Source organism: Wolbachia endosymbiont of Anurida maritima (assembly GCF_042182995.1).
Lineage (GTDB): Bacteria > Pseudomonadota > Alphaproteobacteria > Rickettsiales > Anaplasmataceae > Wolbachia.
Genome location: NZ_CP102058.1, coordinates 247,998 through 272,124, shown reverse-complemented (window position 1 = coordinate 272,124; position 24,127 = coordinate 247,998). Strand labels below are relative to the sequence as shown.

The window sequence follows — 24,127 nt, the reverse complement described above, 5'->3', positions numbered from 1 at the left end:
CAAGCCAAATGCAAAGCTCCAACATTACGTAAGTTTTTTGCTGATCAAGGATATACAGGTAAATTGCAAAACCGCTGTTTATTGGAAACTGGATGTTTGTTGACGATTACCAAGAAAGTAGTTGATACAGGATTTCAGGTTATTCCTAAACGTTGGATTGTTGAAGAGAACCTTTGCTTGGCTCTCCAATTTTAGACGTATGAGTAAGGATTATGAGCATTCTCCTCTCACTTCAAAAAATAACATCTTTTTTAATATGATCACTATTATGCTTCACAAATTAGCTCATTCTTGAGTTTGAAGACATGCTCTAAAACTTCGTTGATATTTAGAATATTTTCTCGCACGATCAAAGAATTAAAACCTCCAAAATCAATTCCTGTTAAATAAGCCTTTGCTTTGCCATCAAACTCAAAATATTCGCTACTTATTGATCTTGTGAAGAAATCTTCTGCTTTGTAAAATAGATTGATCAAGTGACTGCTCATTCTTTTGCTTTTCGAATTAGTTAGTGATATAATAGCTGATTTCAAAATTTGGTCTAGCAATTTTTGCCCAGCTCCTTTCTCTTAAAATGTGGCTAAGGATTTCAAATAATACGTAACTCTTTCTAAAATTCCAAATTTAACCACGAAGCAGCAAAAAATAACATGAAAAACTTTTAATACAATCTTTCATATAAAATATATAGTTGACTACCTTCATATTTCGTATTAGATATAGGTAAATCATAAGTAAAGTGGAGGGTAATAATGCACACTGGTACAAATCAATCAAAAAAAATAAATGAGAAGTGGTTAGCTGGAGGAATTGGCGCGCTATTATTTGTAATGATGCTACCGTCGATTCTTCTTTTAGCAAAAATAGCTATAGGGCTAATTATGGTTTCAGTTGCAGCAATAGCGATAAAAGTTGCCTTAAAAACAATATCGAATGCTTTAGAGGATAAACAGGCAGATCAAAGCCAAGCGACGCAACAAACAACACAAAGTAAAATTATAAACCTGGCTATCGGATTAACATCTATATTCGTAGGAGGATTATCAATGCTCATTATAGCACAAACTGGCTTAATTGCAGCATGTGCAGCTATAACTGCTTTAGCTCTACACGAATATGTTAAAAATGAAGAAATAGGAAAAGATATAAACAGTAAATTCGATAAGGTAGCTGACAGTATAACTGATTTTATTGTTAGCAGTGTTGAAAAACTTATTCCAACAAAGCCGCCAGGCATAACAGCCTAAACTGTCTCCGTTCAGGAGAGTGGTTTAAGAAACAATAGATAAAAGGTTTTGAAAAGGGTTCAGCCTCCTTTGTTTCCAAGTCAGTATCTGTTCAGCAGAGTGGCAAAATAAGGTAGACGAGAAAAGACAACTATAGGAACANATGGGTGTCATGCCAGTGCGTGGCACTGGCATCCAGTCCTTTTGCACAGTTCCATCAAAAACGTTGTAAAGCGCTTTCGTGTTTACCAACTTAGTGCCCAATCTGGATCCCAGANNCTGGGATGACAAGAAAGCGAGCACTGGAATTTTTGTTTCAGTATTTGTACATTAGCCATGCATCTGAATAGATACCCAAGTCAAATATAATGAAATTATCCTTTCTGCTTTTAAACTTTCATTCTCTTTATTCCAACCTTTCTATTTTTGCTTCTAACTTTTTTATTTTTTGCTGTAAATTTTCGCACAATTCTAAAGAATCAACCATGTTACCTCACTTTTTCTCTATGATTATCCTTATTATCCTACTTTGTCTACCTTATTTGCCGCTTTCCCGAACGGATGCTCTACAGTTATTTCCTCATCAATAGCCGAGCTAGGTGCACCAGAATCAGGTACAATGATATTCTCGTGTGGTTGTATGTTCTCTTTTTCCTCACATGGTGTTTGCTTAATGAAATGTGCTGCTAAACCTTCATGTAAAGCTTTACCTTTTATAAGCACAGCCTCGTTTTGCTTAGCTAACTCTAAAATTTCCTTTGATTCAACATCTTTACCGTCAATAGTTGATTTTTTAATACTAATTTGACCAGAATTTATATTTAAAACAACAGCGCAGTTAAGGTCTTTTCCAGATTCATCTTTTGCACCCCAACTAATTTCGGTGTCACATATTGCAAATTTTGTAAAGGAGTAGTTCCTCTGTTGTTTCTCATTCTTCTCAATCGTTGCTATTCTTTGACCTTTTTCGTTGTATATTTTTTCTCTTTCTAATTCACTTTTTTTGTTGAATAAGCTACTAACTTCTAAAGTTTGCCCAGGTTTAATTTTAATATTAAGATTCTGATGAATATTGCGATTTTTTCCAATATGAGGTCCATTAAAAAAAGCACCAGGAAAATCGCTATTTAACAATTCTTTTGCATCTTGCTCCCCCTCTCTAATTCTACCCAAATATATATTCAATCTTTCTGTGAATTTCTTTTTATCTTGAGCATTACATTTCTCACCTATTATATTGATTATTTTTTCTAACTGTTCACTGTTCTGCAGCATGGAGATAAAAAGAAAAACATTTTTCTTTCTTCCATAATATTTTACTATTTTATCGAATGGATTTGCCTCTTTACCTTCATTATAATTTATAACATCCGAAGGATCATCACATGGATTCTTTGCAAAATCTAATTTTTGAAAATCCGACAATATGCTTTGCATTTCAGGATCGTTATCAAATTTATGCTTATCTTGAGAAACTTCTTGTACAATTAATTTCTCTTGCGAAATACCTTCTGTAGCATTTTTATCACGTGGGTCAATTATAGATTGAACATTATTTTTTAATTGAGAAAGTGAACTTAACATTCCAGGACCTCCTTTTTCTTAAGATAGAAATAATATAAATAGTATATTCTAATATCAGCATTGTAAAGCTAAAATTTAGGTGTATTGAAAAATAATTAACCTAACTTATAACTTGCAGCTTTATCAGCCTATTAGGCAGAATTATTAAAGAATTAGTTGAATAGGTATTATGATTCAATTTAACTCCATCCACAAGTTCTCCGCTTGTTACTCCAGTTGCAATGAACACTGATTCACCTCTTGCCATATCTTTTACGGTGTAGACTTTTTCTAGGTCATCAATATTCAAATTTTTTGCTCTTTCTCTTAACTGATCCGTGTCAAATATTAATCTTCCTTCCATCTGCCCACCGATTGAGCTTAGCGCTGCAGCCGCAAGCACCCCTTCTGGTGCTCCTCCTATACCAATATACATATCGTGATTGCCATTTACTAGTGAAACTACGGCCGCAACATCACCATCATCTATTAGCTTAACTTTTGCTCCTAACTTCCTGATTTTTGCTATTAATTCATTGTGCCTTTCACGGTTAAGTATAGTTACTGTAAGATCATTTACTTTACATCCTTTTGCCTTGGCTAAATTGTCTAGATTCTTTTCAATGCTATTTTTTAGTGAGACCACACCCTCTGGAAGATTTTTTCCTACTGCTATCTTTTCCATATAAACATCAGGTGCATGTAAAAAATTACCTTTTTTCGTTGCAGCAAGAACGGACATTGCCCCTGATTTGTAATGAGCACAAATCGTAGTGCCTTCAAGTGGGTCAACAGCAATGTCAATCTCAGGACCATTTCCAGTACCAACCTTCTCGCCAATATATAGCATCGGCGCTTCATCTCTCTCACCTTCACCAATTACGATAGTACCATTTATTTCCATTGAATTTAATACTGTACGCATTGCATCAACTGCAACCTGATCAGCCTTTTTTTCATCGCCGAAGCCTGTTAGTTTATATGCAGCAAGCGCCGCAGCTTCAGTCACTTTAACTAATTTATAGGCTAAATCTTCCATCATTTGCTTTAAGAACTATATTCAATATATATCATGCTGCTTGAAACTGCAAAATTTCTTGACTGATTTTGATGAAATTGGTATAATAGGTTATATTTATAGTAGTGGGATTGCAGTTATGCCGTATAGTAATGATGATATTAGAGAGTTGTGTCTAGATGTAGATAGGATTTTAATGGTTGATAATCAGTACAATGAAGTTACCAGCCTTGAAGACTTGCAAAATAACTTAAGAAGAAAAGCTAAATTTAAAGAAATTGATTTTCAAAGTAAGTGTGAAGGAGACAACTCGTTAGGAGACTTACTTCTAAAGTATGCAACTGAAAATGATAACTCACGCGTTAAGGATTTTCTCCTTAAAAATGGGTGTGAACCCCTTCAGCAAGAGCAAATAACCGCAGCAATAAATGAGGAAGAAGAGGTACCTGAAGAAAATAAAACAGACAGTAATGAAGTAGATTCTAGTAACTCCATAAACCCTGGTATGACTGCTGAAGTACTTTACGGGCAACTAATACAAGACAAAAAAACAAATTCGGCAATTTTTGACTCGTTTGCAAATGCTGTAAGAGAGTCCAATATTACCGGCGATCGTAGCGTATTTCGAGATGTTGTAAAATTGTTTACAGATTTAGATGCTGTAATCCATCTTACAGATACTGCTTCCAGGACTATATTGGATATAGCTGCAATAACAAAACAAGCTGACGTTGTTAAGGTACTCTTGGATAGTGGCAAATTTAATGAAGAAGAAAAATTTAACGCTTTGCGTTTTGCTATTGTTCAAGGTAATGTCCAAGAAGTTGGGGCATTTTTAGGTTATGTAAATGCTGAAAGCAGACAAGCAGCTTTAGAGTTGGCTATGAATAATACACAAGAAGAAATTACTCAGGTACTTTTAAACTTTATTACACCAGAAACACCCAATGCAGAAGAAAATATAGTACCAGCACCTCCTATAGTAACAGAAGCAAATGCTAACCAACCTGTGTCAAGTAGTGTTAATGATCAGCCAGGTCATAATAACGAAAATAAAACACCTGTAATACCAGAGGAAACAAATACCAAGCAAACTGCCACACCAAATAATGATAATAAAGCTAACGGCTTTGTAGATGCTCAATTTTCTATGCCAAATGAACAAGAAACTAAATATAAAGAGAGCAAAAAGGATTTTTACACCTCATTGACAAAAGATGTTGTTGGAGTTGTTATTACAGGATTATTCATTACTGCTGCTGTGATGGTTCCATTTGTGGCTGGTGCGGTGGTTTGTGGTGTTATAGCTGCTTTGATTGCAATATATACCGGGTTGCATGTAAAAAATTCTACATTACCAAGCTATAGAGAGATGAGAGAGAATGAAGTTGAACCTGTAACAGGATGTCATCCCAGTGCCCAGACACTGAGATCCAGAAGGCCATAATAAAAACTAGATTCCAGCGTCACGCGCTGGAATGACACCCTCTGGTGGGCTAAAACCATATGAGTAGCCAACACTGCCACTATACTTACCTAGCAAATTTAGATCTAACACTAAACTGTGCTGCCACTAACTTTGCAATCGGTACTCTATAGGGTGAGCATGAAACATAATCTACCCCTGATTCGATGAGAAACTCTATAGATTTTGGATCTGCTCCATGCTCTCCACATATACCCAGTTTTATTTCTTTTCGGGTTTTTTTGCCTCTTTCAATGGCTATCTTGATTAACTCCCCTACCCCTTCGATGTCCAGCACTTCAAATGGATCGTTTTCGAATATGTTGTTTTCCTTATAGGAATCGAGGAAATTAACTGAATCATCTCTTGAAAGTCCCATGGTTGTTTGCGTTAAATCATTAGTGCCAAAACTAAAAAACTCTGCATGTTTTGCTAACTTATCAGCAATCAGTGCTGCTCTTGGTAGTTCTATCATCGTTCCAATTGAATAAGCCTTGTCTCCAGCGCGTGACGCTGGAATCTGCGTCTGTGAGATAACAGAGTTTGCTAGCTCGCATATCAGAATAAATTCTTTCTCGCTCATGATAAAAGGAATCATGATTTCAGGCTCCACTTCTATCTTCTTTTCTTTCTTTAATTCACTTGCAGCACTAAGTATTGCCCTAATCTGCATGCTATATATTTCAGGATGAGAAATAGCAAGTCTACAACCTCGATGGCCAAGCATTGGGTTCTTTTCTGATAACTGTGCTATTTTATTTTTTACTGACTCAACTGACTTACTAAGTGATTTGGCAATTTTTTCTATAGTAGACTGATCATTGGGTAAAAATTCATGCAAAGGTGGATCAAGCAACCGTATAGTGACTTCCCTGCCCTCCATAATAGAAAATATTTCTTTGAAATCAGACTTTTGCATTTCTTCTAGTTTAATGAGCGCATTTGCCCTTTCATTTTCATCGTCAGCTATTATCAATTTTTGAATGAATTCGATTCTATCACTAGCGAAAAACATATGTTCTGTGCGACATAAGCCTATACCTTCTGCACCGAATTCTTTTGCAATTTTTGCATCTTTTGGAGTATCAGCGTTCGCTCTCACTTTGATCGTTTTGATTTCATCTATCCAGTTGATTATCGTTTTGAATTCTTGCGATAATTCAGGTGAAATTGTAGGAAGAATGCCAAGCATAACCTCCCCTGTTCCTCCGTTGATGGTAATTGGTTCACCTTTATTTACTTTTGTATCCCCTACAGAAAAGAAAGTTCCATCTTTATCGATATAAAGTCCACTCACACTGCAAATGCATGGCTTACCCATTCCACGGGTTACAACAGCAGCATGCGAGGTCATCCCTCCCCGTGCTGTTACTATGCCACTTGCAGCATTCATTCCATTAATATCTTCAGGACTCGTTTCTGACCTTACTAAAATCACTTTTTTGCCCTGCTCTGCAGCTTTTTCAGCATCACTTGCACTAAACACTACATATCCAGAAGCAACCCCTGGAGAAGCCGGCAGCCCCTTCCCTATTACTTTTTGGTCACTCTTAACGTCAAGAACTGGATGCAATAAATTGTCAAAGGTTTTTGGATCAATTCTCAATATTCCTTCTTCTTTTGTAATCGTTCCTTCGTTTACCATATCAACTATTATGCGAATAGCAGCTTCAGCCGTGCGCTTGCCAGACCTAGTTTGCAAAATCCACAACTTACCGTCCTGTACAGTAAATTCGATATCCTGCATGTCTTTATAATGCCTTTCAAGTTTTTCACATACCACGCATAATTCTCGGTAGACACTTGGCAGCAACTTCTCCATGGTGTTTTTTTGCTCTCCGTCAATTGGCATAGGAGTATAAACACCAGAAACCACATCCTCACCCTGAGCATTAACCAAAAACTCACCAAAAAGCTTTTTTTCTCCAGTTGAAGGATTTCGTGTAAATATCACACCAGTTGCAGAATTATCATTTAAATTACCAAAAACCATTGCTTGCACGTTGACTGCTGTTCCAAGGTTTTCAGGAATATTATGTATTCTTCTATAGGAAACAGCCCTATCATTTTTCCAAGAGGCAAATACTGCATTCACTGAGCTGAGCAATTGCTCTTCAACGTTCTGCGGAAAGTGTTTTCCTGTTTTTTCATGTACTATCCTTTTGAAATTGTTAACAATTTCTTTTAAAACATCAACATCAAGATCAGCTAAGCTTTTTGCTCCACTCTTTTGCTGCTTATTATCAACAACATCTTGAAATAGGTGATGGTCAAGCTGTAGTACAACATTGGAGTACATCATGATGAAACGGCAGTAGCTATCGTAAGCAAAACGTTCGCCACTTTTTTTNGCAAGCCCAACAACGGTTTCATCATTTAGGCCAACATTTAAAATAGTATCAAGCATGCCCGGCATTGAACTAACACTACCAGAGCGTATAGAAACTAATAAAGGATTATTTGAATCTCCGAATTTACAACCGATGTCATTTTCGAGCATCGCCATGTAATTTTTGATTTCACTACATATGTCATTCCAGTGCGTAACACTGGAATCCATATTTTTTTCTGGATCCGAGTAGTCAGCTACTTGGATAACAGAAGATCTATTATCTTGATAATAGACTTTGCAAGCAGAGGTGGAAATTGTGAAACCAGGTGGAACAGGAACACCAATGTTGCACATTTCTGCTAAATTTGCTCCCTTTCCTCCCAGCAGATTTTTCATTTCTGCATTGCCTTCGCACTTGTTCTGGCTGAAGTAATGTATTAATTTTTCTCCCATTGTTTCTGGTTCTTTTTTAATAAACATACTGCATAGCTTTGATGTTATCAATAACCCTTTTTAGAATAATTAACTTCATGAAATTTGGTAACTCCAGAAGCAACTATACTCTCATGATCATATCCAGCCCTAAGCTGTGCTTTTAATTTCATAATGCGTTGATAAGCTTCGTTAATTCGGGTTTCTGAAATTTCTCCTGATTGGATACTGTCATAAATAATATCAATAAGCTGTTTTGGATCTTGTCTGACAGAAACCATTCGATTACCAAATAGCAATATGTCCGCACCAGCGTTAATAGACAATTTAATAGCATCTGCCGACCCGTATTGGTCAGCAATGGCTTTCATTTGCATATCATCTGTTACAACCACACCATTGAAGTGAAGCTCCTCGCGCAGTAGCTTTGTTATCATTTCATAAGAAAGTGTGCAAGGCAGCCCTTTGCTATCAAGCCTAGTGTTGGTCACGTGTGCTGTCATAATTACAGGACAGCTTTCTGATTGTCTAATCAATGTTTTATATGGTACTAGCTCGTATGCTTTCCAAGTTTTGGTAACATCAACAAATCCATCATGAGTATCATTAGTGGAACTTCCATGACCAGAAAAATGCTTGTAAGTGCAGAGTATTCCTTTCTCCTTATACGCTTGGGAAAATATTGATGCATAATGTGCAACTTTTTCTGGATTGCTAGAAAAACTGCGTCCTAATGCACCGATAACAGGATTTTCTGGATTGACATTAACATCTAACACTGGAGCAAAATTGAAATTAATTCCTATTTGTTTAAGTACATCAGCCATTTGATGTGCATATTTACTTGCTTGTTCATCTGTGCCACGACCAATATCCTCTGTCGATATGGTTTGTGGAAAGCCATACTTCGATTTTAAACGTGTAACCATCCCACCTTCGTAATCTATTCCTATAAAAAGAGGAAAAAGGCTATTTTTGTTACTCAGTGCTGCTCGTTGCGTATAAGCTTGCAGTTGTTGAGTAAGATATTTAACTTGTCCTGGGCTTTCAATATTCTTATTAAAGTTTTTTTCTTCTTTGTTATAATCAAATAAAATAACACCTCCTACTTGCTGAGCCAAAATTGCCTGGACAATAGGATCTTCAGGATGTAGTTTTTTCCCTTCAAATCCAATCATCAACATCTGACCTATCTTATGTTTAAGCTCAACTTCATTTACACTCTCTCTTCTATAATTGGTAAATTTATGAAAACCAACACCCACAAATACAAAGATTATAACGGTTAAAATTATTAAACAGAACCCCTTCACCATATACCTCTTAGAATGGTTTCACAACAACCATAATAACTATGATTATTATCAATACTGTAACTGCCTCATTTAAAACGCGAAAGTAAACGTGGGTTTTTTCATTTGAACCCATTACAAAACTTTTCCTATGCATTACAAGTAGCCCATGAATAGCAAACACAAAGAGTAATGCTAGTGCTTTTACATGGAACCACCCTTCGCGATATGCTTCTCTTATAATCATTAATGTCATTCCCAAACCAAGTGAGAAAAGCATTGCAGGGTTTATGATATATCTAAGTAGCCTCTTTTCCATTGTTTGAAGCAAGTTATCATTTTCTGATCCCGGTTTTACAGTTGCGTGATAAACATAAAGTCTGGGTAAATAAAGCATACCTGCCATCCACATAATGACGGAAATAATGTGAAAAGCTTCAAGCCAGTGGTAATAATCCATTGAGATTTATTACAAAATGTTAAAAATTTCTGATATTATTTTAGTTTAATGAAAAAGAAATTAATATGAAAGCAGAAAATTTCACTAAAGAACAGATAATTGGATTCTACAGGAAAATGCTACTCATACGCAGATTTGAGGAAAAAGCAGGACAATTATATGGGATGGGATTAATAGGCGGGTTTTGTCACCTATCAATAGGACAAGAAGCAGTTGCAGTTGGAACTCACGCTGCATCAAAATTAGGTGACTCTTTTATTACAAGCTACAGAGACCATGGTTTAATGCTCGCATGTGATTCTGATCCGAATGTTGTAATGGCAGAGCTCACCGGTAAAGAAACGGGATGCTCGAAAGGTAAAGGTGGTTCGATGCACGTATTTGATGTTGAAAAAAAATTCTTCGGCGGACATGGAATAGTAGGAGCGCAAGTTCCAATTGGTACAGGAATAGCATTTGCTAATAAATACAGGAAAAATGACAATGTTGTATTTACATATTTTGGTGACGGTGCTGTAAATCAAGGGCAAACATATGAATCATTTAATATGGCAGCTTTATGGAAATTACCTGTAATTTATATTATAGAGAATAACGGATACGCAATGGGTACTTCTGTAGAAAGATCCACTTTGATAACTGAGCTATATAAAAAAGGAGAAAGTTTTGGTATTTCTGGAAAACAAGTTGATGGAATGGATTTTTTCTCTGTTTATGCGGCTACAAGCGAAGCAGCGGAACACACATGCAGCGGAAAAGGGCCTATCCTGCTTGAAATGAAGACATATCGATATCGCGGTCACTCAATGTCAGACCCTGCTACTTATCGCTTAAAAGAAGAAGTTGAAGATATGAAGCAAAATCATGATCCTATAAGCACTTTAAAGAAATACATGGTAGATAATAAAATTGCTTCAGAAGAAGAATGCAAAGTAATTGATAAGGAAATACGTGATTTAGTAAAAAAGTCGGAAGATTTTGCTAAAAATAGTAAAGAGCCAGGCATCGATGAGCTATATACTGATGTTTATAAATTTGTTAGCTAATTTTTTATCCAGAACTGTACGAACATTGTATAGTAAACGATGTCATCTAAGTAGCTCCTTCTTCCGCCATCTAAGTAACCATATGGTGTCACCGAGTAGCCTTTTTCTTATCATCCAAGTAGCTGACACTGGTTCCCTTATGACGGCAGTGCCCTCTTCTTGTCATCCCAGCGCTCCTATAATGTCATCCCAGTGCGTGACACTGGGATCTAGTCTTTATTATGCAGCCACTTATTTAAAGTTAAGTTTTCTGGATCCAAGTAGTCAAGGCACTGGAATGACATCTTCCATATAAACATTAAGAAATTTACTAAACGGAAAAAAAGGCAAAAGAAGCCCCGTGGTTGGCTAATTACTTACATTATACTTTCAAGTATGGCGTTTTTTTATTCTAAACGCTTAATAACCGCGATTTAGCTGCTTTTTAATGCAACTAACCTTTAGTCATAAATGTTTAAGAAATTTACTAAACAGAAAAAAAGGCAAAAGAAACCCTAGGGTAGCTAGTTATTCACTATCCATTTTTAAGTTGGCGTTTTTTTATGTTTTAAATGCTTTATAAGCGCGTTTCAGCTTATATAGCTAGAAGTATTGTGAAGACATAAGGTGCACATAGTGCAAAAAATTAAAAATAAGACGCCAGATACGTGAGTTTTTTTGTCATTTAATCTGTACAGAGAAGATAAATAAATAGCTTCAGTTTCATGATAAGGGCGCTGGCGGAGTTTGTCAAGGAAGTTTTTCGTTTCTATGGGTCAGTTGGTACGCGCTTTGCCTTTTAACAAATGTGAAAGCACAATTATTACAAACAACATTCCACCAATAACTGATATAGCGCCACCTATAATGAAGCACGTGCGTGCTAACATTGATGAAATACTTGGCAGATCTGCAACTTTTNNTCTTAAGGCACCATATCCACCAAGCCACACAAGGCCAGTAATATGGAGAAAATGTCCTATACTATAGGCATAAATCTGTAATCTTACCATGGAACTTTTTACCTCTTTAAAGTTTAATTTGGGTAACAGCCAATAAATGAAATTCATAAAAGCTATAGTGATCCCAACTACAGAACCGTGATAATGAGCAGGAATGGTGACATTTCCTTCAATAGTCAAAATTCCAAGTACATCTCCATAAATGAACAACAAAAATGAATGTAATAAATAGTTGCTTTTATCATTAATAAAAGTTCTGATGTTGTAGCACACTAATATTATCAAAAAGCACGGCAAAACTGCTCCAGCAATCCTCATATGCCAAGTAAAAAACTGTATCAACTCAGCACTATCCACGGAATAAACAAAGTATATAAACGGCGCACCTACAACCAAAACTGTATTTATAAATAGCGGTAAAATAGTAATTTTATTGCTTGAAGCTAAACTAGTATCGCTTAACATTATTAAATAGACTAAAAACATTCCTTGAGTAAAAGCAAACTGCAATAAATGTCCGCCTCCCCAGAAGAGATATTCGTAAAACAAATTCTTATCTGAGTCTGGAGGCATATTTTGATATGCTAAAACAAAGCAAAGAAATGACGAAACAAGTATAATAACCAGCCCAATTTGCCCCACAGAGAGAAATGAAACCTCTTTTTTTGATGTGTATGCTAGCATTGCATTTACTAATATACTGGTGGTAAACAAACCAAGACCAAATAAGAATAATTTGTTTTGTAACACGGGAATATAGTTACTTTTGATAACTTCAGTGTTTGGAACGAATGCAGATACAAACATGAGCAGCATCGAAAGGGTTGATAGAACCCATGAAAAGTTAAACCAACTATTGGTATTTTGTAGGTTTATGATAAAGAGCAGAGATATTATAGAGCACATCCACACCAAAATTGACAAGTTCACGTGTATTACCAGCGCATTATCAAAAATATATTGTGCAAAAGGAACAAGAGAGGAGATAAAAGGCAATCGTAGAAAAATAACAATTATTGACAGTAACCCAGAGCAAGCAAGAGCACATACTGCTAGGAATATCCATCTTTGACAAAGTAGAGCATTGTTTTGTATATTAAGCACAATCTTTTTTCTCAATTTTGTTCAATACAATATATAACACTGCAATAATACCTAAAACATAGCAATAGTATACGTGTGGTACGACTGCCAAAGGTGAAACTCCAGCAATAGTGCTAGCCAAAAGCAATTGAGCGCCATACGGTATTAATCCTTGAAATACACAAGAAAATATGCCTAGCCATGCTGCACTATAGTGAGGCGGTATTTCATATTTCTTAGCAATATCTCTAGCAATTTCACCGCTAAAAATTATAGCGATGGTATTATTTGCAAGTAAAATATCAAATATGCTGACTATTTTTGCAATAAATAATTGCGCAGTTTTTTGTCCACCACGTTGTATCATAACCCAAGATGAAAGTTTATCTGCAAACTCCTTAGAATTTTTACCTACCAGTCCTGAAAGCCCGCCAACCATCAATGACAGTAGCATAATTTCATGCATACTCATAAACCCCTTAGTGATGTTTTGGCTTAAAAACAATAAACCATAATTGTTGTTATTTATAAATCCAATGATTCCAGCAAAAGTTATGCTTAAAACCAATGCCGTAAATACATTTATTCCAAAGTTTGCAAGCAATATAAGTATGATGTAAGGAGCCACAAGCAATAAAGAATACTCCTTAACTGAAATAGCAGCACTATTGCTTGAGCTATAAAATAATATAATGATTGTGAATATAGAAGCAATTAGTGCCACTTTTGCATTCAGTTTTAATTTTTTCTTTATATCAGCCTTTTGAGACATCACAGATGCAATTGTAGTATCAGAGATAATAGATAAATTGTCACCAAACATTGCTCCTCCTACAACGGTTGCAACTCCTAAGGAAGGAGAAATCCCAGCTTGTGTCAGTTCAACTGCAATAGGAGCAATTGTTGCAATGGTGCCCATTGATGTACCAATAGCAGTGGAGATGAAAGCTGCTACAAAAAATAATCCTATGAGTAAAAATTGTGTTGGTATAAATGAAAGAGCCAAATTAACTGTGGCATCAGCACTACCGATTGCTTTAGTTACTTCACTGAATGCACCTGCAAGTAAAAAAATGATGCACATAGTGATAATATTACGATCTCTTACCCCATCTAGAAAGGCATACATTTTTTCTTCAGTATTGCCCTTGTATAAAACCCAACCCAGAGCTATGGCAGGAACAATGGCTACCAGTGGAGATAACTGATAAAAAGCATTTGACACGCCAAGAATAGTAAAATATATACCACTTCCTACAAAAAGAAATAAGAACAGTAAAATAGGCAAAAAATTTGTAAGATAAAACATACCTCCCCAGCTCTGATAAACGCAAATCAACTATGATATAATTTATATTATTATAAACCACAGTTAGCACCTTGACCAATGTTTTTCTAGAAAGCAATCTACCAGAAAAGGTTTCCATGAAAAGGACTATTATAATATATCATCTACTTGAATAAAACTGGGAGATAGAATAAGTAAAAAATATGAATGACATCACAACTAAACAGATCATATCTTTCATCCTAGAAATGCTGCGTCCATTCAAGTGGCAAATTATTTTCATGTGTTTTGCAGCATTAATCTGGGCTGTTGAGATTTCCTTTAGCCCATATCTAGTCAAGGTTATTATAGATCGTGCTTCTACATCAGCTACAGGCAGTCTTTTCCATAACATTGCAATTCCGGCCATATTTTACATACTGATATTGTTTTCACTTGAGTGTGTTTTTAGGTTATACAACTACCTTTGTCAAATAAGAATGATTCCAAATCTTCGTAAGAATATTGCCGAATCAAGTCTTGCCAGATTATTGAATCAGGATAACAGCTATTACCAAAATAACTTCTCTGGCAGTTTTGCTAACAAGATTAATGATTTGACAAATTATACTCCAGAAATTGTGCAAATTACAATCGATAGGTTTATGCACCGCACACTAGTGCTTGGTATTGGAATTTATTATCTATGGCAAGTAGGTACTAGCTTTGCTTTATTGATGTTAACTTGGACAACATTATTTATTTTGTCTTCCTTACTTCTTGCAAAAAGAATAACAGACCTTGCAGACGCATGGTCAGAGCTTAATTCAAGCATTACTGGTAAAATGGTAGATACATTTTCAAATATTATGTCTGTAAGAGCATNNGTCTTCAAACTAAGTAGAAAGGAGTTAAGAAGTGTGTTATAAGATATATTTTAAATGTACCCAAGCGATATAAGTGACAAAGAATGGAAGATGATAGAGCAATATTTTGAACCTAAAAAGACCGGCAGACCAAGAAAACACAGTATCAGAACGATTATCGATGCAATAAGGTATGTGATGAGAACAGGCTGTCAATGGAGACAACTACCTAAGAATTTTCCACCATGGAAAACCGTGTATAGTTGTAATTCGCGTTTAAAAAAAAGTGGAATATGGCAAGAAATTCATGATTTTCTAGTTAAAAAACTAAGAAAGATAATTGGTAAGAATGAAACTCCATCAGTAGGAATAATTGACAGTCAATCAGTAAAAACCACTCAAAAAGGGGATCCAGAGGATATGATGCTGGCAAGAAAGTAAAGGGTAGAAAACGCCACATCGTTGTAGATACTCTAGGTCTTGTAATTGCTGCTGAAGTACACAGTGCAAGCATTCAAGATCGTGATGGTGCACTAAATCTTTTTGTTCAAGCCAAATGCAAAGCTCCAACATTACGTAAGTTTTTTGCTGATCAAGGATATANCAGGTAAATTGCAAAACCGCTGTTTATTGGAAACTGGATGTTTGTTGACGATTACCAAGAAAGTAGTTGATACAGGATTTCAGGTTATTCCTAAACGTTGGATTGTTGAGAGAACCTTTGCTTGGCTCTCCAATTTTAGACGTATGAGTAAGGATTATGAGCATTCTCCTCTCACTTCANAAAAATAACATCTTTTTTAATATGATCACTATTATGCTTCACAAATTAGCTCATTCTTGAGTTTGAAGACATGCTCTTAGGTAGTTGTCTCCATTGACAGCCTGTTCTCATCACATACCTTATTGCATCGATAATCGTTCTGATACTGTGTTTTCTTGGTCTGCCGGTCTTTTCAGGTTCAAAATATTGCTCTATCATCTTCCATTCTTTGTCACTTATATCGCTTGGGTACATTTAAAATATATCTTATAACACACTTCTTAACTCCTTTCTACTTAGTTTGAAGACATGCTCTGAATATTGCACATATTTTCATATTAGTCAAAGTTATGACCTGAGCGAGAGCCCATCGTCTATCCACATTTTTGCACATGGATCGTATTTTGGTTCTTGACCAAGGTAAAATTGTAGAAGACGGCACACACCAAGAACTGCTCGATAAAAATGGAATGTATAAAACCCTATGGGACGCACAAGTTGGTGGATTTTTGCCAGATAAAAGAGAAATGGAGATTGATAATATCTTCTTAATCTAATGCTTCAATGTTTCCGACATAGGAAAAGTATCATCTTTATTTTCTATAGAGGAAGGCACACTATTTTGATTATCATCACCATCAATTGGAGTAGTAGGGTGCATTAAAGCAACTTTCATAACTTCATCAATATTCTTAGCAAAAACTACGTTGATCCCCTCTTTGATGCTTGCCGGAATCTCTTGCATATCTTTCTCATTTTCACTTGGTATAATCACAGTTTTGATTGATCCTCTGAGCGCTGCAAGCAATTTTTCTCTCAAGCCCCCAATAGCTAAAACTCTACCACGCAATGTCACTTCGCCTGTCATAGCAACATTTTTGTTAACTGGTATATTCGTCATAAGAGAAACAATAGACGTACATACTGCGCCGCCAGCAGAAGGACCATCTTTTGGTACCGCACCCTCAGGTACATGCAAATGTATATCATTATTTTGGAATTTTTCGGGCTTTATACCAAAAAATAAACAATTTGATCGAATATAACTATACGCAGCTTTTATAGATTCTTGCATAACCTCTCCAAGCTTTCCTGTGTATTTTATCTCTCCCTTGCCCGGAATTAGGACTGATTCTATCATCAAAATATCACCACCTGTTTCAGTATAGGCGAGCCCAGTTACTATTCCTACTAAACTCTCATTTTCCGCAATGCCAAAGGTATATTTACGTACCCCTAAATAATCTTGTAAATTGTCAACCCCTACGGATATTTTCTTATTTTTATCAGTCAATATTTCTTTAACTGCCTTTCTCATGAGCTTTGCAAGCTCCCTTTCCATACTCCGCACACCACTTTCACGTGTATATAAACGTATCAACTCGTATAACGCCTCATTAGTTATGTTCCATTCCTTCTGATACAAACCATGTTCCTTCTTTAACTTCGGAATAAGGTGGTGTGTAGCAATACTGATTTTTTCATCTTCAGTATAACCAGACAATTGTATAACCTCCATCCTATCACGCAAAGGATGTGGTAAATTTAAGCTGTTTGCTGTAGCTACAAACATTACACTTGAAAGATCAAATTCAACTTCCAAGTAATGATCCGTAAAGTGTTTATTGTGCTCAGTATCTAAAACCTCAAGTAATGCAGATGCAGGATCGCCACGCGAATCAGAACCCATCTTATCTATTTCATCAAGCAGAAAAAGCGGGTTGCATGAATTAGCTTTTTTCATGTGTTGAATGATTTTACCAGGCATTGAGCCAATATAAGTTTTCCTATGCCCTCGTATCTCAGACTCATCACGCACACCACCAAGAGCTATGCGAACAAAATCTCTTCCTACTGCTCTTGCCATAGACTTAGCTAAAGAAGTTTTACCAACACCTGGCGGTCCAACCAAACAAAGTATAGGACCTTTTATCTCTTTTACTCTTTTTAATACCGCTAAAAATTCTATTATTCTATCTTTTACTTTCTCTATGCCATAATGATTTTCATCTAAGATTTTTTTAGCTACATTTAAGTTAATTTTTGCATCTTTGTACTTTCCCCACGGCAAATCAAGTAACCAATGCAAGTAACTAGATATAACTGTAGCTTCAGGAGAAATGGGATTCATTTTCTTGTATCTCTTCAAATCAGTTATAGCTTTCTCTCTTGCTTCCTGAGAAAGCTTTGTTTCATTTATCTTTTTTTCAAATTCATTGAGTATATTCCCTTCATCACCATTCTCAAATTCACCTAATTCTTTCTGTATAGCTTTCAATTGCTCGTTAAGGTAGTAAACTTTCTGAGTGCTTTCAACTTGCGATTTAATTGTCTTATATAAACGGTTTTGTGCGTTCAAAATACTCATTTCTCTCTCAATAAAAGCAAAAGCTTTTTTTAAACGCTCTTCTGGGTCATAAGCCTCAAGTATACTTTGTTTATCTGATACTTTTATATTTAAATGTGAAGCTACCGTGTCTACAAGTTGATCAACTTCTTTGATTTGATCAATGGAGTTAATGGCAACCTCGGGCTGATTTTTCTTGTTTAGCTTACACCAGCTATCGAACGCGTCTACAACAGACCGCCTTAAAGCCTCTAAATCAATATTACCTTCATCTTCTTTATAATGACTGTCTAACTCTACCCTGGCTTGTAATAAAGTATGAGAGCTAATATATTCTACAACCCTTCCCCTTCTTATCCCCCGGATTATAACTTTTACTGCATTGTCAGGTAATTTTATTAACGGTTGTACAATGCTTGCTAACACACCTACTTCATAAAGATCTTCAGGCTCTGGATTATCAACAGAGCCATCTTTCTGTGCTACAAGAAAAATCTCATTTTGGTGATTACTACTACTTATTGCATACTCTAGTGCATTAACAGATTTTTCTCTGCCTATGAATAAAGGCTCCATTATATTTGGAAAAATTACTACATCTCTTAAAGGTAATACTGACAATGCAGCAAAACCAGAGCTCACAGTACGTTCAATGTTCACAATATATGCCTCAAATTAATCATTAACCGTTATAACATTGCCATTATTATTATGATTAATCGTTGCTTTTCCTAATTCTACCATTTTCTTAGTGATTACTATAGTGCTACCTTCAAAGCCTCCATTTCCGGCTGTATACATAATGTCAAGCAAAAGTGACTCTAAAATAGCACGTAACATTCTTGCGCCTGTTTTATAGCTTATAGCCTTTTTAGCAATAGCTGATATTGCTTCATCTGAAAACTCAAGGTTTACTTTGCTAAACGCAAGCAATGCTTTGTACTGTTTTATTAGTGCATTCCTTGGCTCTGTCAACACATGTATTAAATCTTCATGATCTAGCTCATCTAAAACAGCAGTTATTGGAACCCGCCCTACAAATTCGGGTATTAAACCGAATTTGATTAAATCTTCAGGTTGAACATCATGTAAAGCATTCTTTTTCTTTTGCTCTTTAGACTGACTTATATCTGCTCCAAAGCCAACTGACGTTCCCTTTTTTCTCGCTTCAATAATTTTATCGAGGCCTTCAAAAGCTCCTCCACAAATAAACAGTATGTTACTAGTATCCACTTGTATAAACTCTTGTTGTGGGTGTTTTCGCCCTCCTTGTGGCGGAACATAAGCAACTGTACCCTCCATAATCTTAAGCAGAGCTTGCTGGACCCCTTCACCTGAAACGTCACGGGTTATTGAAGTGCTTTCAGATTTTCTTGTGATCTTGTCTATTTCATCTATAAACACTATACCACGCTGTGCTTTTGCAACGTCATAATTTGCAGCTTGTAATAAACGCGACAACACGCTTTCTACATCATCACCCACATAACCTGCCTCAGTTAAAGTTGTTGCATCAGCCATAGCAAATGGCACATCTGAAACTTTAGCAAGTGTTTTGGCCAGCAAAGTCTTACCAGAACCAGTGGGACCAATAAGCATTATATTTGACTTCTCGATTTCAATATCACTTATAGCATGAAATTGTACCATGGATTGACAATGGTTATACATAGCTACAGATAAAACATGTTGCGCATGTTCTTGACCTACAACATGCTTGCTGAGAAAATTTTTTATATCCTCAGGTTTCTTTAGTAATAGCTTCATATCAGATATACAATCTGAATTAAAAGATCTATCTTTCTTTTGACTTATTGCTTTATGGGATAATTCTATGCACTCATTACAAATAAACACCTTTAAACCATCCGAAGAGTTAGTAATCAATTTATCTACTTCATCTTGCGCCTTGTTGCAAAAAGAACAGTAGTGTAAATCATTATTGTTATCCATTAACCCACCTTTTGTTTAACTTTAATATTTTCAATTTCAATATCTGTACGCTCAGCTATCACCCTGTCAATTAAGCCAATTTTCCTTGCTTCTTCAGGATCCATGAATTTATCTCTTTCCATCATTCCTTCAATTTTCTTCAGTGAATTTCCAGTATGTTTTTCATAAATTTGATTTAGTTTTTTCTTAACCCGCAAAATTTCATTAGCATGTATTTCTATATCAGTTGCTTGACCATGATAACCACCAGATGGCTGATGTATCATAATTCTTGAATGAGGTAGAGAGTAGCGCTTACCTTTTGTACCAGCTGCAAGCAATAAAGAACCCATAGACGCAGCTTGACCTATACATAAAGTTGAAACGTCTGGGTTTATATACTGCATTGTATCGTAGATCGACAAACCAGCAGTTACAACACCACCTGGTGAGTTGATGTACATACAAATGTCTTTATCGGGATTTTCCGATTCTAAAAATAAAAGCTGTGCTACTATTACGCTGGCCATGTTGTCTTCAATAGGACCTGTGACAAAAATTATTCTTTCTTTCACTAGTCTTGAATATATGTCATAAGCGCGCTCACCGCGACTAGTTTGTTCAACTACAATTGGTATAAGAGTCATACCTTTTCCTATTAAATATTACCAAACAATTCCTTTAATTCTTTCACAGAAATAATCTGCTCTTCTTTACTAGCTTTTTCTATTATATAATCTGTCACTTTATACTCAAGCGCTTGCCCTCTAACTAATTCTTGAAATTGTTTATTTGATTCAAAATGCTTAAGTACTCTGTCAAACGGTACATCCTTACTGACGTATTGATTTACAATAACATTCAAAACATCATTTTGAGTTAATGATATTTTATGTTCTGCACTAAATTTCATAAATAACATAGCAAGCTTTACACGTTTTTCAGCTTCTTTACGAGAATCATTTTGAGCACCCAATTCTCCTTCCACTCTTTGTTGCTCCTGTTTTACTATGTCTGTGGGTAAATCAAAACTATAATTAGCATCCAAATAATCAAATAGCTCCTTTTTAATTAAGAGATTTCTCATTTCGGTGCACTGATCACCAATCGTTTTTTTTGCATGATTTATTAGCAAAGAATAATCTTTAAAACCAACACTCTTAGCTATTTCATCATCATTTTCAAAATCTTTGGCAATTTGAATCTCATTAACTTGCACAGAAAAATCAGCTTCCTGTCCTGCAAGGGAAATGGCTTGGTAATTTTCAGGAAATTTTAACTTAAAGTTCTTTGTTTCTCCCTTTTTCATACCAGTTAATTGATCTTCAAAACCATTAATAAATGTGCCAGACCCTAAATTAACGGCAAAATTTTTGCTACTTCCACCCTGAAAGAGCTTATTCCTAATCCGCCCTTCAAAATCAATTATCAATTTATCCCCATTTTTTGCTTGATAAGAAGCATCATCAACAGAGGCGAAATTGGGGAATTTTGTTTTAATAGAATCAATAAATTCTTTTATATCTTCCTCTTCAATCTTTGCTTCAATTTTCTTTAAGTTTATTTTGTCAAGATCTATCATCGGTACTTCAGGCATCGACTCAAAAGATAGCTTGTATACAAAATTGCCCTCATCATTTTCTTTGTCCAGATCTGGTAATGATATAACATCAACCTTAGGATAAATGTGAGACTTGACTTCAATTTTTTTCATCAAATCACTTGAGCAATAATCAATTGTATTATTTACCACATATTCCAAAGCTTCGTTTTTATAATTTGCAACAACAAGATCATAGGGCATCTTTCCAGCCCTAAACCCAGGTGATTTTGCATTTTCTGCTATCTCCTGCAACCTGGAATCTACCTTTTGCTTTATATAATCACTACTAACTGTGATTTCATACTCATGCTTTAGTTTATCTATACTAAGCTCTTTGTAGGTATATACGCTACTTACTTCGACTGTATTTTGAGGTATATTATTAGACATCATAATTCATTTATTAATATTTTAATTCATATCTTAATAGAGTCATTTTACCAGAATTTAAGTTAAACACAATCCTTAAGAACAGGTTTTTATACAAACAAAAGTGTATTTAGTGATTATAAATTTTCTCTTAAAGCCTGAGTTACATGACTTTAAAGTGCGGATAGAGGGACTTGAACCCCCACGAGCAAGCTCACCAGGACCTAAACCTGGCACGTCTACCAATTCCGCCATATCCGCAAGAAATTTCCAGTACCCTATTATAGGTATTCCATTAAAAATATTCAAGGTTTAAAGTCTTACTTAATTTATGGTATTTACACAATCAAAAAAGCTTATTAACATTTCTTAATGAAAGCTCTAAACCCTGAAAATCAATAATGAGATTAATAACAAGCTTCTTACTCGCAATTTTTTTGATTACACAAAGTGGTTGCACAACCCTTATAATAGGTGGTGTGGTGGCTACAGCGACAGCAACAGCAATAACAATGCAGGACAAATCCTTGGGAAATATCATTGATGATACGACTATGGTCATCAGAATTAATAAGGGGCTCTTAAAACATGGGCTATTTTCATCCATAAAGGTTAAAATAAGTGAAGGAAGAGTATTGCTCATTGGAAGTGTTGACACTCCTGAAAAACAACTTACAGCAGAAAAAATAGCTTGGCAGCAAAAAGAAATTAAAGAAGTGATAAATGAAATAAGAGTAATACCAATTCAAATGGCTTCCATGCTAGACACCACTGTAGATGGCATGATAACAGCGGAAATAAGAACAAGACTCCTGGGAAAAAGAAATATTAAGTCAATTAATTATAGCGTTAATACGGTTGATAGAGTTGTTTATTTGATGGGTATAGCCCAAAATAAAGCGGAATTAAAAGCTGTAATAGCAATTGCAAGAAAAGTAAAGGGAGTAAAACAAGTTGTAAGTTATGTACGATATAGGTACAGTAAGTTACGCCATTAGGCAAAAATCGCTTTCAAATTATAACATTTGTACAGTTGTAACAACGGGTAGAGAACATAAATGAAAATTGCCTTTCAGATGGATGAAAATATAAATTTTGAAACTGATACTACATTTGCGCTAATAAAAGAAGCACAAAGGAGGGGTTATGAAATTTTTGTTTATACTCCTGATAATTTAGCGCTAAAGCTAAACTATCCAATTGCTTTTGCTCAGAAAGTCAGCGTTGATGATTTTAGTTTTATCTCTAAAGAGGATGTAGCAATCAACTTGAATGAAATGGACATCATATTTATCAGACAGGATCCACCCTTTGATATGCGTTATATTACAACAACATATATCTTAGAAAAAACTAGCGCATTGGTAATTAACAATCCAACAGAAATAAGAAATTGTCCTGAAAAATTGATAACTTCATTATTTCCAGAACTAATTCCGCCGACTTTGATTACTGAAAATATATCAATGATTAGAGATTTTTACCGCAACTATAAAGATATTATCCTGAAGCCATTGTATAGTTATGGAGGAAACGATGTGATAAGAATACAAGATGAGAATAGTATTCAAGTAGTAGTGGATCTCATGATAGCAAAATACGAATGCCCTGTGATTGCACAATCGTTTTGTAAAAACATAGATAAAGATAAAAGAATATTGCTACTTTATGGTCAACCAATTGGTGTAATGAAACGAGTTCCAAAGATTAGTGGAGAGATCAGGACAAATGTGCGGCTTGGAGCAAGTTTTGAACCCGCTCAAATGAACGATAGAGACAATGAAATATGTAATAAAATTGGTCCTGAATTAAAGAAAAGGGGGCTAATATTTGTTGGTATTGATATTATAGATGACTTCNTGCTCGAAATTAACACAACTTCACCCACGGGAGTAGTTCATATCAATAAATTGTATAATATATCGCTAGAAAAAGATCTTTGGGATGTGTTTGAAGAAAAAGCAAGCAGCCATCAACTAAACCTATGAACAATCAATTGACCTTACCCAGAAAAAGTGTCAGGGGTTTAGCAGCGGACTAGGTAATGACAACAAGGAGGAAATACTAGGAGAATATATGAGTAATTTATCCTATGTTGAACTGGAGAATCAAAACGAAGTGG

At 35.4% G+C, this 24,127-nt stretch carries 24 protein-coding genes, 1 tRNA gene and 1 pseudogene; 12 read left to right on the top strand and 14 right to left on the bottom strand.

From position 1 onward, the window contains the following. Positions 1-63 precede the first annotated feature (63 nt). Positions 64-195 (top strand): hypothetical protein, encoded by a 132-nt coding sequence (locus tag NOX90_RS01555; RefSeq protein WP_375604282.1) that lies wholly within the window; start codon positions 64-66, stop codon positions 193-195. Next, a complete protein-coding gene (locus tag NOX90_RS01550; RefSeq protein WP_375604281.1) occupies positions 161-295 on the top strand; it encodes a hypothetical protein in 135 nt (44 codons plus the stop codon). Before NOX90_RS01555 ends, NOX90_RS01550 begins: the two co-directional genes overlap by 35 nt. On the opposite strand, the gene NOX90_RS01545 is transcribed toward NOX90_RS01550, so the two are convergent. Beyond that, complete coding sequence (locus tag NOX90_RS01545) at positions 267-488, bottom strand: hypothetical protein (protein WP_375604280.1); 222 nt, start codon at positions 486-488, stop codon at positions 267-269. The two genes, NOX90_RS01550 and NOX90_RS01545, sit on opposite strands and share 29 nt — an antisense overlap. Before the next feature lie 264 nt (positions 489-752). Between NOX90_RS01545 and NOX90_RS01540 the strand changes: the two genes are divergently transcribed. Continuing rightward, positions 753-1,247, top strand: a complete 495-nt coding sequence (locus NOX90_RS01540) for a hypothetical protein (RefSeq protein WP_375604279.1) — start codon at positions 753-755, stop codon at positions 1,245-1,247. 498 nt (positions 1,248-1,745) lie between these two features. On the opposite strand, the gene NOX90_RS01535 is transcribed toward NOX90_RS01540, so the two are convergent. Then, a complete protein-coding gene (locus tag NOX90_RS01535) occupies positions 1,746-2,810 on the bottom strand; it encodes a hypothetical protein (protein ID WP_375604278.1) in 1,065 nt (354 codons plus the stop codon). A gap of 100 nt (positions 2,811-2,910) precedes the next feature. Beyond that, the gene (glpX, locus tag NOX90_RS01530) at positions 2,911-3,828 is read right to left on the bottom strand and encodes a class II fructose-bisphosphatase (protein ID WP_375604277.1); all 918 of its coding nucleotides are present in this window, start codon (positions 3,826-3,828) and stop codon (positions 2,911-2,913) included. A gap of 40 nt (positions 3,829-3,868) precedes the next feature. On the opposite strand from glpX, the gene NOX90_RS01525 reads away from it, so the two are divergent. Beyond that, a complete protein-coding gene (locus NOX90_RS01525; protein WP_375604276.1) occupies positions 3,869-5,254 on the top strand; it encodes an ankyrin repeat domain-containing protein in 1,386 nt (461 codons plus the stop codon). 85 nt (positions 5,255-5,339) lie between these two features. Here the strand turns inward: NOX90_RS01525 and ppdK are convergent, their stop codons facing one another. The 3 genes from ppdK to hemJ are packed head-to-tail and all read right to left on the bottom strand — an operon-like array spanning position 5,340 to position 9,788. Then, complete coding sequence (gene ppdK / locus NOX90_RS01520; RefSeq protein ID WP_375604578.1) at positions 5,340-8,057, bottom strand: pyruvate, phosphate dikinase; 2,718 nt, start codon at positions 8,055-8,057, stop codon at positions 5,340-5,342. A 47-nt stretch (positions 8,058-8,104) separates the two neighbouring features. After that, the gene (locus NOX90_RS01515; protein ID WP_375604275.1) at positions 8,105-9,301 is read right to left on the bottom strand and encodes a glycoside hydrolase family 3 protein; all 1,197 of its coding nucleotides are present in this window, start codon (positions 9,299-9,301) and stop codon (positions 8,105-8,107) included. Positions 9,302-9,359: 58 nt separating this feature from the next. Then, the gene (gene hemJ / locus NOX90_RS01510; RefSeq protein ID WP_375604274.1) at positions 9,360-9,788 is read right to left on the bottom strand and encodes a protoporphyrinogen oxidase HemJ; all 429 of its coding nucleotides are present in this window, start codon (positions 9,786-9,788) and stop codon (positions 9,360-9,362) included. A 65-nt stretch (positions 9,789-9,853) separates the two neighbouring features. Here hemJ and pdhA point away from each other — a divergent pair, with 65 nt between their 5' ends. Next, on the top strand, positions 9,854-10,834 hold the full coding sequence (gene pdhA, locus NOX90_RS01505; protein ID WP_375604273.1) for a pyruvate dehydrogenase (acetyl-transferring) E1 component subunit alpha: 981 nt from the start codon (positions 9,854-9,856) through the stop codon (positions 10,832-10,834). 755 nt (positions 10,835-11,589) lie between these two features. On the opposite strand, the gene NOX90_RS01500 is transcribed toward pdhA, so the two are convergent. Both NOX90_RS01500 and NOX90_RS01495 read right to left on the bottom strand, forming a co-directional pair. After that, positions 11,590-12,879, bottom strand: coding sequence for a hypothetical protein (locus NOX90_RS01500; protein WP_375604272.1), 1,290 nt, complete (start codon positions 12,877-12,879; stop codon positions 11,590-11,592). After that, positions 12,872-14,083, bottom strand: coding sequence for a Na+/H+ antiporter NhaC family protein (locus tag NOX90_RS01495; protein WP_375604271.1), 1,212 nt, complete (start codon positions 14,081-14,083; stop codon positions 12,872-12,874). The genes NOX90_RS01500 and NOX90_RS01495 overlap by 8 nt, the downstream gene beginning before the upstream one ends. Positions 14,084-14,349: 266 nt before the next feature. Here NOX90_RS01495 and NOX90_RS01490 point away from each other — a divergent pair, with 266 nt between their 5' ends. From NOX90_RS01490 to NOX90_RS01475, 4 genes are all read left to right on the top strand, one after another. Then, positions 14,350-15,054 (top strand): ABC transporter transmembrane domain-containing protein, encoded by a 705-nt coding sequence (locus tag NOX90_RS01490; RefSeq protein ID WP_375604270.1) that lies wholly within the window; start codon positions 14,350-14,352, stop codon positions 15,052-15,054. Positions 15,055-15,066: 12 nt separating this feature from the next. Then, positions 15,067-15,432, top strand: coding sequence for a transposase (locus NOX90_RS01485; protein ID WP_375603639.1), 366 nt, complete (start codon positions 15,067-15,069; stop codon positions 15,430-15,432). Continuing rightward, positions 15,375-15,602, top strand: a complete 228-nt coding sequence (locus NOX90_RS01480) for a transposase (protein ID WP_375604577.1) — start codon at positions 15,375-15,377, stop codon at positions 15,600-15,602. Before NOX90_RS01485 ends, NOX90_RS01480 begins: the two co-directional genes overlap by 58 nt. A gap of 1 nt (position 15,603) precedes the next feature. Further along, positions 15,604-15,783, top strand: coding sequence for a transposase (locus tag NOX90_RS01475; protein WP_375604269.1), 180 nt, complete (start codon positions 15,604-15,606; stop codon positions 15,781-15,783). A 37-nt stretch (positions 15,784-15,820) separates the two neighbouring features. Here NOX90_RS01475 and NOX90_RS01470 read toward each other — a convergent pair whose 3' ends face one another. After that, positions 15,821-16,009, bottom strand: coding sequence for a transposase (locus tag NOX90_RS01470; RefSeq protein ID WP_375604268.1), 189 nt, complete (start codon positions 16,007-16,009; stop codon positions 15,821-15,823). A gap of 110 nt (positions 16,010-16,119) precedes the next feature. On the opposite strand from NOX90_RS01470, the pseudogene NOX90_RS01465 reads away from it, so the two are divergent. After that, positions 16,120-16,311 (top strand): annotated as a pseudogene (locus tag NOX90_RS01465) (hypothetical protein); the annotation flags it as partial. Here NOX90_RS01465 and lon read toward each other — a convergent pair. From lon to NOX90_RS01440, 5 genes are all read right to left on the bottom strand, one after another. Continuing rightward, positions 16,308-18,761, bottom strand: coding sequence for an endopeptidase La (gene lon, locus NOX90_RS01460; RefSeq protein WP_375604267.1), 2,454 nt, complete (start codon positions 18,759-18,761; stop codon positions 16,308-16,310). The pseudogene NOX90_RS01465 and the gene lon overlap by 4 nt on opposite strands. Before the next feature lie 15 nt (positions 18,762-18,776). After that, positions 18,777-20,054 (bottom strand): ATP-dependent Clp protease ATP-binding subunit ClpX, encoded by a 1,278-nt coding sequence (gene clpX, locus NOX90_RS01455; protein WP_375604266.1) that lies wholly within the window; start codon positions 20,052-20,054, stop codon positions 18,777-18,779. Next, positions 20,054-20,680 (bottom strand): ATP-dependent Clp endopeptidase proteolytic subunit ClpP, encoded by a 627-nt coding sequence (clpP, locus tag NOX90_RS01450; protein ID WP_006280254.1) that lies wholly within the window; start codon positions 20,678-20,680, stop codon positions 20,054-20,056. Before clpP ends, clpX begins: the two co-directional genes overlap by 1 nt. An 11-nt stretch (positions 20,681-20,691) precedes the next feature. Next, positions 20,692-22,026, bottom strand: coding sequence for a trigger factor (tig, locus tag NOX90_RS01445; RefSeq protein ID WP_375604265.1), 1,335 nt, complete (start codon positions 22,024-22,026; stop codon positions 20,692-20,694). A 158-nt stretch (positions 22,027-22,184) separates the two neighbouring features. Next, positions 22,185-22,266, bottom strand: a tRNA-Leu gene (locus NOX90_RS01440). A 140-nt stretch (positions 22,267-22,406) separates the two neighbouring features. Here NOX90_RS01440 and NOX90_RS01435 point away from each other — a divergent pair. Both NOX90_RS01435 and gshB read left to right on the top strand, forming a co-directional pair. Continuing rightward, complete coding sequence (locus tag NOX90_RS01435; RefSeq protein WP_375604264.1) at positions 22,407-23,003, top strand: BON domain-containing protein; 597 nt, start codon at positions 22,407-22,409, stop codon at positions 23,001-23,003. A gap of 60 nt (positions 23,004-23,063) precedes the next feature. Continuing rightward, positions 23,064-23,993: a glutathione synthase gene (gene gshB / locus NOX90_RS01430; protein ID WP_375604263.1), complete on the top strand. Its 930-nt coding sequence runs from the start codon at positions 23,064-23,066 to the stop codon at positions 23,991-23,993. The last annotated feature ends 134 nt before the right edge of the window (positions 23,994-24,127 follow it).